The organism is Micromonospora salmantinae, assembly GCF_022230905.1.
Lineage (GTDB): Bacteria > Actinomycetota > Actinomycetes > Mycobacteriales > Micromonosporaceae > Micromonospora > Micromonospora salmantinae.
On sequence record NZ_JAKKFG010000023.1, the window covers coordinates 456,134 to 468,576 of the forward strand.

A 12,443-nucleotide genomic window follows, 5' to 3' on the forward strand; every position below is an offset into this window, starting at 1 on the left:
ATGGGGGAGGTCCACCATGGCCCATTACACCCTGGGTCGTTCTGAGGGAGGCAGCACCGATGTTCAGACGTCCACAATGGCGGCGCGCGGCCAGATCACTGGTGAGCGCCGGCGCGGCGACGATCCTCGCCGCGACATGCTTGGCGACGATCAGCTCGGGCGCGCAGGCCGCGCCGGGCGGTGCGATGGGGGCGGGCGCCCAGACCGGGGACAAGATCCGACCGGAGCTCGCCAAGCAACTCCAGGCCAAGAGTGAAGGGGACTTCTGGATCCGGTTCAAGGACCGGGCCGACCTGAGCAAGGCCAGCGCCATCAAGGACTGGTCGAAGCGTGGCACGGCGGTGGCGGACGCGCTGCGCAAGACCGCCGCAGCGAGCCAGGGCAAGATCCGGGCCGACCTCGACAGCTCGGGCACCAAATACCAGACCTTCTGGGCCACCAACGCCATCAAGGTGAACAGCGGTTCGCTGGCGATGGCCCAGAAGTTCGCCGGGCACTCGGAGGTCGAGGGCCTCTACGCGCCGGTCGCGTACAAGGTGCCGGAGACGACCAAGGGCACCGACGAGAAGACCGTGAACGCCCTGGAGTGGGGCATCGCCAACATCAACGCCGACGACGTCTGGTCCCAGTACGGCGTCAAGGGCGAGGGCATCACCGTCGCGAACATCGACACCGGGGTGCAGTTCAACCACCCGGCGCTGGTGAACTCCTACCGGGGCAACAACGGCGACGGGACGTTCGACCACAACTACAACTGGTTCAACGCCGCCAACGCGACCGGGGCCTGCGCCACCGCCCCCTGCGACGGCGACGGCCACGGTACGCACACGATGGGCACCATGGCCGGCTCCGACGGCGCGAACCAGATCGGTGTCGCCCCCGGGGTCAAGTGGATCGCGGCGAACGGTTGCTGCCCCAGTGACGCCGCTCTGGTCGAATCCGGTCAGTGGATGCTCGAACCGCTGGACCTCAACGGTCAGAACGCGGACGCGAGCAAGCGACCGAACATCATCAACAACTCGTGGGGCACCCGGGACCCGTCCAACGAGCCGTTCATGGAGGACGTGACGAACGCCTGGGCCGCGTCCGGGATCTTCGGCGCCTGGTCCAACGGCAACAGCGGGCCGGCCTGCCAGACCAGTGGCTCGCCGGGCAGCCTCGTCAGCAACTACTCGACCGGCGCGTACGACAGCAACAACAACGTCGCCGGCTTCTCCTCCCGCGGCGCCGGTCAGAACGGCGAGATCAAGCCCAACATCTCGGCGCCGGGCGTGAACGTCCGGTCGAGCATCCCGGGCAGCGCCTACGGCAGCATCAGCGGCACCTCGATGGCCTCACCGCACCTCGCGGGCGCGATCGCGCTGCTGTACTCGGCCGCGCCGTCGCTGGTCGGCGACGTCAACGCGACCCGCGCGCTGCTCAACGGCGCCGCGATCGACAAGGCCGACGACCAGTGTGGCGGCACCGCCGCCGACAACAACGTCTACGGCGAAGGCCGACTCGACGCCCTCGCGCTGCTCAACGCCGCCCCGACCGGCGACGTCGGCACGCTGGCCGGCACTGTCACCGACGCGACCTCCGGCGCCCCGATCGCCGGCGCGACACTGACGCTCACCGGCGCCTCCGAGCGTGAGCTGACCACCGGTGCCGACGGCACGTTCTCCACCCAGCTCCCCACCGGCGACTACCAGGTCGCCGTCGCGGCGTTCGGCTATGCCAGCACCACCAAGACGGCAACTGTCGCCAAGGGCGCCACCACGACGCTCAACGTCGCCCTCACGGCGGTGGCGAGTATCAACGTCACCGGAGCGGTCACCGACGGCTCCGGCCACGGCTGGCCGTTGTACGCGAAGGTGACAGTGACCGGCGTGTCCGGCGTCTACGACTACACGACCCCGTCCAACGGCCGCTACAGCATCAAGCTGCCGGCCGGGCAGACGTACACCCTGAAGTACGAGCCGCAGTACCCGGGCTACCAGACCGTCACCAAGCAGGTCGTGGTCGGCTCGGGCAACGCCACCGCCAACGTCGCCGTGCCGGTGGACAGCAGCGTCTGCACCACCGCGCCCGGATACACGACCGGCTCCGACGGTGAGTACGAGACCTTCGACGCCACGACCACGCCGGCCGGCTGGACCGTCGTGGACGACGCGGGCAGCGGTCAGGTCTGGAAGTTCACCGACGACGGCGACCGGGGCAACCTGACCGGCGGCAGCGGCAACTTCGCGATGATCGACAGCGACAACTACGGTGCCGGCACCAGCCAGGACACCTCCCTGGTCAGCCCGATGGTCGACCTGACCAGCGTCACGGCCCCGGTCATCCGGTTCAACCAGGACTTCAACCAGCTCAACGACGACACCGCCGACGTGGACCTGAGCATCGACGGCGGCGCCACCTGGACCAACGTGCTCCGGCAGGAGACCGACGTCCGGGGACCGAAGCTGACCGAAATTCCGATCCCGCAGGCGGCCGGCCAGGCGCAGGTGCAGGTTCGGTTCCACTACTACGACGCCTCGTACGAGTGGTGGTGGGAGGTCGACAACGTCCTGATCGGCAGCCAGGTCACCTGCGTGCCGGTCGACGGCGGTCTGGTCGTCGGCAACGTCCGCGACAAGAACGACGACAGCTACGTCAACGGCGCGACAGTCACCAGCAAGGACCGGCCCGCCGAGAAGGCCGTCACCGTGGCGACCCCGGACGACCCGGGGCTGGCCGACGGCTTCTACTGGATCTACTCGTCGCTCACCGGCGAGCACCCGTTCACGGCGACCGCCGGCAACTACGTCAGCCAGACCAAGCCTGTCGACGTCGAGGCCGACTGGGCGACCACCGCGAACTTCCAGCTCGCGGCCGGTCGACTGGCGGTGACGCCGACGCAGTTGAGCGCGACGCTCCAGATGCCCAACGGCAAGACCAGCAAGTCGTTCACGGTGACCAACACCGGCGGCGCGCCGGTCGAGGTCAAGTTCGGTGAGCGGGACAACGGGTTCGAACTCCTGCGGGCGGACGGCTCAAAGGTCACCCGCCAGCAGGTGCTCGGGTCCAGCGGCGCGCCGGAGCAGCGGCTCACCGTACCGACGTCGTTCGCCGCCAAGGCGTCCGGCAAGGAGGCCAAGGCGGCTGCCGCGGCGGTCGGCCCGCAGGCGGCGCCGTGGACCGACATCGCCAACTACCCGGCCACGATCATGGACAACCGGGTGGTGAACCTGGACGGCAAGGTGTATTCGCTCGGTGGTGGCGACGGTGAGGCATCCACCACCAAGAACTACGCCTACGACCCGGCCGCACAGACCTGGACGGCGATCGCCGACCTTCCCGGCGCGCGTAACGCGGTGACCGCGGGCGTGGTGAACGGCAAGATCATTGTCAGCGGTGGCTGGGGCGACGCCGGCCCGGACTCCGCCACCTGGTCCTACGACCCGGGGGCCAACACCTGGACGGAACTGGCCGACAACCCGGCACCGCGGGCTGCGGCCGGTCAGGCCGTCGTCGACGGCAAGCTGTACGCGGTCGGTGGCTGCACGACGGCGGCCTGTCTGCCGATGTCGAACAGCGTCGTCCGGTACGACCCGACCGGTGACAAGTGGGAGACGATGGCCAACTACCCGAAGTCGGTGGCCTTCGCCTCCTGCGGCGGGATCGACGGCGTCCTCTACTGCACCGGCGGCAACGACGGTTCCGCCGCGCAGAAGTCCAGCTACGCCTTCGACCCGGGCGCCAACACCTGGACCGCCATCGCCGACGCACCGGCCGACAACTGGGCCAGCTCGTACGCCGTCGCCAGCGGCAAGCTCCTGGTTGTCGGTGGCTCGCAGGGTGGGGCCATCAGCAACGCCGGCTTCGCCTTCGACCCGGCCGCCGGTTCGTGGTCCAACCTGCCCAACTCCAACACCGCGCGGTACCGCGGCGGCGCGGCGTGCGGCTTCTACAAGATCGGCGGCTCGTCCGGCAGCTTCAACGCGGCTCCGGACAGCGAGGTGCTCCCGGGCTTCGAGGGATGCTCCGAGTCGGCGGCCGACGTCAGCTGGATGACCATCGACAAGTCGGCGGTCACCCTCGCGCCGGGTGCGAAGGTCACTGTCACCGTCGGTCTGACGGCGAACGTGGACCAGCCGGGCACCTACTCCGGCGCGGTCGCGATCTCCGAGAACACCCCGTACTCGGTGGCGCCGGTCGCGGTGACCATGACCGCGAACCCCCCGAAGACCTGGGGCAAGCTCATGGGTACGGTCACCGGCACCAGCTGCCAGGGTGCGACCTCGCCGCTCACCGGCGCGGTAGTGCAGGTCGACTCGTGGGCGGCGTCGTACACCTTCGCCACCGACGCCGAGGGCAAGTACGCCTACTGGGTGGACCGCCGCAACAACCCGCTCACGATGATCGTGGCCAAGGACGGCTGGAAGCCGCAGACCCGTCAGACCAGGATCGACACCGCCACTCCGACGGTGGAGAACTTCGGGTTGGCGCCCATCAAGTGCTGACGCCCGAGCACTAGCCGAAGAAGTCCGGCCCGCCTGGTCCCCGACCAGGCGGGCCGGACCGCGCCCGGGGTGATCAGACGGGGGCGAGCCGGAAGCCGACGCCGCGTACCGAGTGGATCGTCGCCGTGGCGTTGAGACTGGCGAGCTTGCCGCGCACCCGGCGGATCACCGAGTGCATGTCGGAGCCCCGGCCGAGGTGCCGGTTGCCCCAGACCTCGAGGTGCAGGCGCTCGTAGGTCCAGACCTGACCGGGCGCGTGCACCAGGCAGAGCAGGACGTCGTGCTCCAACCGGGTCAGGTCGATCTCCTGGTCGCGCCAGCGCAGCACCCGGCGGTCGGAGTCGACGGCCAGATCCGGTGGGGGTGGCTGTGGGCTCGGCGCCACCTCGGCGAGCGCCACAGCGGTCGGGGGAGCCGGGGCGGCAGGCGCCTCGACCACCCCGAGGAACCCTCGTGCCTGCTCGACTGTCGAGACGATCAGAAAGGCGTCACTGCCGCCGAGCAGTCGGGCCAGATGTCGCCGCTCGGCCGGCGAGGATGCGATGCCGATGACCAGGCTGGCCACTGGAATTCCCTGCATTTGCCAACACCTTCCGGTTCCCCAACTCACTCCGGATGGATTTTTCGCACCGCCGACCGAAACATCGATCGGCGTCCTGACCCTAGTGGTGGCTGATCTCGGCTGGGTAAAACATCGTTGCATGTAAGCATGTGAATCCCGCCGCGCCGTCCAGGTCCACCCGGCCCACCGCCGACGATCCGCTTTTCCGGAAGCGGTGTGGGTGGTTGTGACAGAACCAAGACAATCCGAGCATGGGGTACGGACCTTCCGGGGCGAGCATGGTCGCCATGTCCATCGGATCGTTGTACTCCGTCGGGCGGTCGACGCCCGGTCCGGCGCGACCGCTGCCCCACGCCCGCGCGGCGGTGCCGCTGGGGCTTCGACTGCTCGTGGCGGCGCTGTCCGGTCTGGTTGCCCTGACCCTCACCGCCGCCGTCTTCGTCCGGACGTACCCCGGGCAGTGGCTGGACGGGGTGCTCCTGCCGCGCGCCGAGCGGGGCGGAGGGTACGAGCAGCAGACCGTGCTGGTGGGCCCGGCCAAGACCGTGCTGGCCACCTTCGGCAGCCCGAGCCTCATCGCGGCCCTGCTCGGTGTGGTGCTGCTGGTGGGTGTGCTCCGCCGGCGGCTGGTGGCGGGGGTGGCCGGTGTGGGCATTGTCGTCTGCGCCGTGCTGCTGGCCGGCGCTGTGAAGTCGGAGCTGCCCCGCCCGGATCTCCAGATCCTGAGCTCCACCACCCACAACAGCTTCCCCAGCGGCCATGTCGCGGCGGCGACCGCCCTGCTGCTGGCGTTCATGCTGGTCCTGCCCGGGTGGGCCCGGCGCTGGCTGGCGGCGCCGGGCGCGGCGGGTGTCTCGGTGATCGCCGCCGCCACGATGATCGCGGGCTGGCACCGCTTCAGCGACGTGCTCGGTGGCGTACTGCTCGGGGCGACTCTGTTCTGCCTGGCGGCGGCAGCGTTGGCGGCCTGGTCCGACGGCCGCGACACGACCGGAGGTTCGGACGGTGGCAGCCTCTGGCGCAGGCTGGCCGAGGCCGCAGTCGGGCTGGTTGTACTGGTCTGGGCGCTGCTGGTGGTCGTGCCCGGTCTGGCCGCGTCGGTGCAGCGCGGCTTGTTGATCGCCATCGTGGCCGCAGCCGCGTCGACGATGTTCCTGGTGGGCGCTGTGGTGTTCCTGGTGCGTTCGACGGAGTTCGCGGTGCCGCCCTCCCCGCGGAGCCGAGCGCAGCCACCGCCAACGACCGAAACCCGAAAGATCTCATGATGGGATACTTGACGACATGTCCCAGGTGCTGTTGATCGAAGACCACCAGACGGTGCGCGACGGACTGCAGTTGGCGCTCACCCGACAGGGCCACACCGTGCACGCCGTGGGCACCGGTGAGCAGGGGTTGGAGCGGCTGCGCGCGACCCCGTCCGATGTCGTGGTCCTCGATCTCATGCTGCCCGGGATGGACGGGTTCGAGGTCTGCCGCCGGATCCGGCAGCTCGGCGACCTGCCGATCATCATGCTCACCGCCCGCAACGACGACATGGACGTGGTCGCGGGCCTGGAGGCCGGCGCCGACGACTACGTGGTCAAGCCCGTGCAGGCCCGGGTGCTGGAGGCGCGCATCCGCGCGGTGCTGCGACGGACCGGTGGCGACTCGCGGCGCGGCGGCGAGCGGACCGGCCTGGAACAGCACGGTGAGTTGACCATCGACCGGGCCGCGCTGGTGGTCAGCAAGGACGGAACGCCGGTCAGCCTCGCCCCGACGGAGCTGCGGCTGCTGCTCGAACTCTCGCACACGCCGGGCCAGGTGCTCAGCCGCCAGCAGTTGCTGGAGGCCGTGTGGGAGCACGGCTATCTCGGCGACTCGCGACTCGTGGACGCGTGCGTCCAGCGGGTACGCGCCAAGATCGAGGCCGATTCGTCGGCGCCGGTCTTCATCCAGACGGTACGTGGTTTCGGATACCGGTTCGGGCCGCTGTGACACAGTGGCGCCGGGTCGGCGCATGGGTCTCGGGTCTACGGGTCCGGCTCGTCCTGGCGTTCGCGCTGCTGGGCGTGACCACGACGGTGGCGGTGGCCGGTGGCAGCTACTTCCAGGCTCGGAACGTCATCCTCCAGCAGGCGCAGGACGCCGCGGTGATGTCGCTGACCGACCAGCTCACCAAGGTCTACCCGATCGCCCAGCTTCCGCCGACCCAGGACGACCTCCAACTGTTGGCCCAGCGCCTCAGTGACCGGGAGAGCTTCGCGGTGGTCGTCTACCGGGACATGCGGGCACAGGGCGGCTCCGAGCTCGCCGACCCGCTCACCCCCGAGCTGCGGCAGAAGGTCCGTGACGGTCGCATCGCCTGGCAACGGGTCTCACTCTCCGGAGAGCCCGCGCTGCTCATCGGTACCCAGTTGGCGCTGGACCGCCCGGACGGCACGTCCCGCCCGTCCGGGGTGGAGGTCTACTCGGTGCGCAATCTCGTGCCCGAGCAGCAGAGCATCGACCGGCTCGCCAGCAGGGCGTGGTTGACCGGCGGATTGTCCCTGGTCCTCGCCGTCCTGCTGGCCCTGCTGTCCGCCCGCGGCGTCCTGCGACCCGTCCGCGACCTCAGTCGGGCGGCGCGCCGCCTCGGTGAGGGCGACCTGAGCACCCGGTTGACGGTCCGGGGCGCCGACGAGCTGGCGGATGTGGCGCGGACCTTCAACGACACCGCGGGCACGCTGGAGCGGCAGGTCGGCGAGCTGCGGCGGATGGAATCCGACGCCCGCCGCTTCGTGGCCGACGTCTCGCACGAACTCCGGACGCCGCTGGCCGCGATGACGGCGGTCACCGACGTGCTCGACGAGGAGGCCGAACACCTGCCCGGGGACGCGGGCCGGGCCGCCCGGCTGGTCAGCCAGGAGACGCAGAACCTCACCCAACTGGTCAACGACCTCATCGAGATCAGCAGGTTCGACTCCGGCACCGCGCGGCTCGCCCTGGACGACGTGGACGTGGCCGCGGCGGTGACCGCGACCCTGCGGATCCGCGGCTGGCTGGACCGGGTACGAACGGAGTTGCCACCCGGCATCGTGGCTCGACTCGACCCTCGCCGACTGGACGTGATCGTCGCCAACCTGGTCGGCAACGCCTTCCGGCACGGTGCCGAACCGGTGTCGGTACGACTCGGCGCCGACCCGGGCTGGGTCACCATCGAGGTGGCCGACCGGGGGCCCGGACTGGACCCGGAGGTGTTGCCGCACGTCTTCGACCGCCTCTACAAGGCCGACACCGCGCGAACCCGCTCCGAGGGCAGCGGCCTCGGCCTCGCCATCTCCTGGGAGAACGCGCGTCTGCACCGCCACGGCGAGCGACGGGGGAGTCTCGTAGCGGGCAACGGCACCCACGGCGGCGCGGTGTTCACCCTCCGCCTGCCCCGCGAAACGGCGGACACCGGAGGTGTCCGGTGACCGGCCGACGAACGGGCCGTGCGCTGCTCGCCGGCGGACTGCTTCTGACGCTGCTCGCGGCGGGCTGTGGGGTACGACCCAGTGCGGTCATCACCGGTCGTCCGCCGATCAGCGGCCCCGCCCAGGGCAGCTGGCTCTACCTGCTCGCGCAGGACGAACTGGTGCTGGTCCTCCGCCCGGTCAACACGGACCCGTCGCCCGCCGCCGCGCTCTCGCTGCTCGCAGCCGGTCCGCAGGAGAACGAACGCGCCCAGGGTTTCACCAGCGACGTTCCGGCCGGCCTGGACCCGGTCACTGTGACGGCGGGCGACAACAAGTCCGGTGACCTCACGGTGCGGGCGAACATCGCCGCGCAGGCGTTGTCAGGGCGCGCGGTCGACCAGATCATCTGCACGACGGTCGCCGCCGCGGCGCAGGTCAGCGCGGCGAACGCCGCCACCACCGTCACCATCGTCGGGTCCGACGGCGCCCGAGCGCCCCGGGCGTGCCCGATCAGGTGACCGGGCACCGACCGGCGCTCACACCAGGTGGTCGACCGCTCGGGCCGGCCGGGGCAACCCGCTGTGGTGGCCGTGGTCCTGGTCGGCCAGCGCACCGGCGATCAGGATGTCGATCAGTGCGGCGAACTCGATGCCGGCCTGCTGCCAGATCTGCGGGAACTGGGACGCGGCGGTGAAGCCGGGGAACGTGTTGACCTCGTTCACGATGGGCTCGGGCGACCCCTCGGTGGGCAGGAAGAAGTCGACCCGCAGCAGCCCACGGCAGTCGAGGGCCTGGAAGGCGCGAATCGCACGGTCCTGAAGCACCTCGGTGGTCGCCGCGTCGAGTGGGGCGGGAATTTGGAAGATCGCCCCGCCGTCGTACTTCGCGTCGTAGTCGAAGAATCCGGAGCCGGTCACCCGGATCTCCAGCGGCGGGCCGGCCTGTACCCGGCCGTCCGGGTGCTGGAGGACGGCCACGTCGATCTCGCGTCCCCGCGCTCCCTGCTCGACGAGCACCTTCGGGTCGACCTGGCGGGCCTGCTCCAGCGCGGCGGGAACTCCCGCCCAGTCGTCCACCCTGAAGACGCCCAGGCTCGACCCGGCGCGGGCCGGCTTGACAAAGACCGGCAGCTCCAGCCGACGCTGGTCCTCGGGCGACAGGGCCTCGCCGGGACGTAGGGTCACCCCCGGGCTGACCCGCAGGCCCTCCGCCGCGAGGAGCCGCTTGGTGACCCCCTTGTCCATGCCGGCGGCGCTGGCGAAGACGCCGTTGCCGACGTACGGCACGCCGAGCCACTCCAGCAGCGACGACACGGTGCCGTCCTCGCCGTACGGGCCGTGCAGGGCCGGGAACACCACGTCCTGGGCACGCAGGACGCGCAACGCCGCAGGCAGGGGCGTCGGTCGACCGCCGACGTGCCACCCGCCGTCGCGGTCGATGAGCACCTCGGTGACCTGGTACCGCCCACCGTCCAGGTGGGCGAGGATGCTCGCCGCCGAGCGGCAGGACACCTCGTGCTCGCCGCTCTGCCCGCCGTACAGCACTGCCAGTCGGGTTGTCATGAGTTCCGTGCCCTTCCATGGAGGTGCTCGCGGGCCACCCGGGCCCCGATGCCGGTCAAGATCTCGTGTGGGTTGGTGTCGGCCCAGCGCGCCCACTCGACCACCGTCGGAGGGTGCTGGTCGCCCTGGGCCGGGCCGAACACCACGACCGGGTCGCCGATCGTCACCGGAAGATCCCCGGCGTCGACCACGCACTGGTCCATGGCGATGCGCCCGACGATCGGGCACCGTCGGCCGGCGAGCCACACCGAGGCGCGGCCACCCGCGGCCCGGGGCAGCCCGTCGGCGTAGCCGAGCGGCAGCAGCGCCAGCGTGGTCGCCGCGCCGGTCACGTGCTCGGGCCCGTAGGAGACGCCGGTGCCGGCCGGCACCCGCTTGACGTTGACCACGCTCGTCCGCAGGGTCATCGCGGGGTGCAGCCCGAACTCGCCCGGACCACTCACGCCGAACGGGTCCACGCCGTAGAGGGCGATCCCGATCCGGCAGAGGTCGAAGCGGGTCCGCGGTGCGGAGAGCGCGGCCGCCGAGTTGGCCAGGTGGACGAGATCAGGGTCCAGGCCAGCCGACCGTGCGGTCCGCAGCGCCTCCTCGAAGATCGCCACCTGACGGGTGAGCGCGGGGGCGCCCGGCAGGTCGGCGTCGGCGAGGTGGGACCACACCCCGCGCACCCGGATCCCACCCTCTCGTTCGTACTTGCGGGCCCAACCGACCAACTCGGGCCAGTCATCCCCGGCGGCCCCGTTGCGGGACAACCCGGTGTCCGCCTTGAGCTGCACCATCGCCGGTACGCCGAGCAGACGGGCCGCGTCGGCGACGGCGTGCAGGTGCGTCGTCGTGGACACGCCGACGTCGACGCCACTCTTGATCAACATACCGAAGTCGTCATCCGGGCTGTGCAGCCAGCTCAACGTGGGCGCTGTCACACCCCCGTCGCGCAGGGTCAGCGCCTCGGCCGTCGAGGTCACTCCCAGCCAGGAGGCGCCGGCGCGCAGCGCGGCCCGGGCCACCTGCACCGCGCCGTGGCCGAACCCGTCGGCCTTCACCACAGCCATCAGTCCGGTGCCGGTGACCGACGCGATCGACCGTACGTTGCTGGCGATCGCGTCCAGGTCGATCAGGGCTTCGGCGAGGGCGCTCATCCGGCCGCCTCCAACCGGCGCGTGCCGGGCAGCGCGAACAGCCAGCCCGCGCGAACCGCCAGCAGCCCGCGGTGAACGACCAGGCTCAGACCGATCACCAGCCCGCTCAGCAGAATCGGATAACCGAGCACGATCAGGCCCTGAGCCGACCCACCCAGCCCGGAAACCGGTACGAGCAACAGCCGGTGCAGTAGGGCCAGGACCGGCATGTGAATGACGTAGATCGGCAACGTGATGCGGCCGAGCCTAGCCAGCGGTTTGCTGAGCGCCGACCACCGCGACAGCCGGGCAGCAGCGGTTATGCCGAAGATCACTGCCACCACGGAGACCGCCGGCCATACCCCGAGCCACTGCTGGGCGCCGGTCACCGCCATCGCGGCGAGCGCCAGGACGTAGCCACCCGAGGTCAGCAACAGCCGGCGGCGGCTGGCGGTGGCGGCCCACTGCTGGATCTGCGGCCGCAGGTACAGGCCGGCGAGGAAGAAGACCAGGTTCTGGTAGAGGCCGGCGCGGTTGCCCGGGGTGTCGAGCAGGCCGGCGGCGGCGACGGCGGACAGTGCGGCGGCGGGGACCAGGACCAGCGCGCGGGGCGCCCGGCGGGTCAACTTGGCGATCGTGAAGTACAGCGCCAGGGCGTACAGGTACCAGAGGTTGGACGGCGTGATGGTGAGCTGCTCCAGCAGGCCGAGCGCCGAGGTGGCCCGGTCGGTCGGCAGTTCCGGCGCGGCGGCGAGGACCACTGTGTGGATCAGCAGCCAGACGGCGTACAGGTAGAGGAACCCGGCGATCCGGCTGCGGGCGACGACCCGCCACGGCCGCTGGGCGGCGTTCGCCGCGAAGACGCCCGAGATGGTGAAGAACAGCGGCATCCGCAGCGGAAGGAACTGCTCGCCCAGCGTTCCCCAGAAGCCCGGCACCGGTACGCCGATGTGCCAGTCGATCTGGAGGTAGTCCTTCACGACGACGTGCCACAGGACGACGAGGATGATGCAGACGCCCTTCGCGGCATCCGCCCACTGCGCCCGGTGTGATCCGGCGGCAGGTGCGGGCGCGGAGGCAGGGGCGGGTCCGGTCCGTTGGCGGTGGCGGAACCGGACGCGCGGCGCGTTGGGCTCCAGCTCGGCGGGCCGGGGCTCGGTGGGAGACAGCTGTTGGATCACCCACCGAAAGCTGCCAGCCGGATATCCGCACGTGATCCACGAATTGTCATGGTGCGGTAATGAACGCCGCCGGACCCGATCCGTAGGCGGTTCCGAGCCGGGGTGAGCGAGGTGCAGGTGACG

9 protein-coding genes are annotated in these 12,443 nt (G+C 70.7%); 5 read left to right on the forward strand and 4 right to left on the reverse strand.

The features are described 5' to 3' along the window. The first annotated feature begins 59 nt into the window (after window positions 1–59). Window positions 60–4,484, forward strand: a complete 4,425-nt coding sequence (locus PSH03_RS20400; protein WP_238690094.1) for a S8 family serine peptidase — start codon at window positions 60–62, stop codon at window positions 4,482–4,484. Window positions 4,485–4,557: 73 nt separating this feature from the next. On the opposite strand, the gene PSH03_RS32700 is transcribed toward PSH03_RS20400, so the two are convergent. Continuing rightward, on the reverse strand, window positions 4,558–5,064 hold the full coding sequence (locus PSH03_RS32700) for a winged helix-turn-helix domain-containing protein (protein ID WP_210786315.1): 507 nt from the start codon (window positions 5,062–5,064) through the stop codon (window positions 4,558–4,560). Window positions 5,065–5,297: 233 nt separating this feature from the next. On the opposite strand from PSH03_RS32700, the gene PSH03_RS20410 reads away from it, so the two are divergent. Genes PSH03_RS20410 through PSH03_RS20425 form a run of 4 tightly spaced genes read left to right on the forward strand, consistent with a single transcriptional unit; the run spans window position 5,298 to window position 8,977 of the window. Beyond that, the gene (locus PSH03_RS20410; RefSeq protein WP_238690095.1) at window positions 5,298–6,311 is read left to right on the forward strand and encodes a phosphatase PAP2 family protein; all 1,014 of its coding nucleotides are present in this window, start codon (window positions 5,298–5,300) and stop codon (window positions 6,309–6,311) included. Window positions 6,312–6,327: 16 nt separating this feature from the next. After that, entirely contained in the window at window positions 6,328–7,020 is a 693-nt protein-coding gene (locus PSH03_RS20415) for a response regulator (RefSeq protein ID WP_210786604.1), read from the forward strand. Further along, window positions 7,017–8,477 (forward strand): ATP-binding protein, encoded by a 1,461-nt coding sequence (locus PSH03_RS20420; protein ID WP_238690096.1) that lies wholly within the window; start codon window positions 7,017–7,019, stop codon window positions 8,475–8,477. The genes PSH03_RS20415 and PSH03_RS20420 overlap by 4 nt, the downstream gene beginning before the upstream one ends. Then, a complete protein-coding gene (locus tag PSH03_RS20425; RefSeq protein ID WP_238690097.1) occupies window positions 8,474–8,977 on the forward strand; it encodes a hypothetical protein in 504 nt (167 codons plus the stop codon). The genes PSH03_RS20420 and PSH03_RS20425 overlap by 4 nt, the downstream gene beginning before the upstream one ends. An 18-nt stretch (window positions 8,978–8,995) precedes the next feature. Here PSH03_RS20425 and PSH03_RS20430 read toward each other — a convergent pair whose 3' ends face one another. Genes PSH03_RS20430 through PSH03_RS20440 form a run of 3 tightly spaced genes read right to left on the reverse strand, consistent with a single transcriptional unit; the run spans window position 8,996 to window position 12,320 of the window. Next, window positions 8,996–10,021: a D-alanine--D-alanine ligase family protein gene (locus tag PSH03_RS20430; RefSeq protein ID WP_238690098.1), complete on the reverse strand. Its 1,026-nt coding sequence runs from the start codon at window positions 10,019–10,021 to the stop codon at window positions 8,996–8,998. Continuing rightward, a complete protein-coding gene (gene alr / locus PSH03_RS20435; RefSeq protein WP_238690099.1) occupies window positions 10,018–11,160 on the reverse strand; it encodes an alanine racemase in 1,143 nt (380 codons plus the stop codon). Before alr ends, PSH03_RS20430 begins: the two co-directional genes overlap by 4 nt. Next, on the reverse strand, window positions 11,157–12,320 hold the full coding sequence (locus PSH03_RS20440; RefSeq protein ID WP_238690100.1) for an acyltransferase family protein: 1,164 nt from the start codon (window positions 12,318–12,320) through the stop codon (window positions 11,157–11,159). The genes alr and PSH03_RS20440 overlap by 4 nt, the downstream gene beginning before the upstream one ends. Window positions 12,321–12,443 lie beyond the last annotated feature (123 nt).

Bases quoted from the DNA above. Each gene is read 5' to 3' on its own strand.
- PSH03_RS20400 (WP_238690094.1), top strand. From the start codon at position 60: ATGTTCAGACGTCCACAATGGCGGCGCGCGGCCAGATCACTGGTGAGC.
- PSH03_RS32700 (WP_210786315.1), bottom strand. From the start codon at position 5,064: ATGCAGGGAATTCCAGTGGCCAGCCTGGTCATCGGCATCGCATCCTCG.
- PSH03_RS20410 (WP_238690095.1), top strand. From the start codon at position 5,298: ATGGGGTACGGACCTTCCGGGGCGAGCATGGTCGCCATGTCCATCGGA.
- PSH03_RS20415 (WP_210786604.1), top strand. From the start codon at position 6,328: ATGTCCCAGGTGCTGTTGATCGAAGACCACCAGACGGTGCGCGACGGA.
- PSH03_RS20430 (WP_238690098.1), bottom strand. From the start codon at position 10,021: ATGACAACCCGACTGGCAGTGCTGTACGGCGGGCAGAGCGGCGAGCAC.
- alr (WP_238690099.1), bottom strand. From the start codon at position 11,160: ATGAGCGCCCTCGCCGAAGCCCTGATCGACCTGGACGCGATCGCCAGC.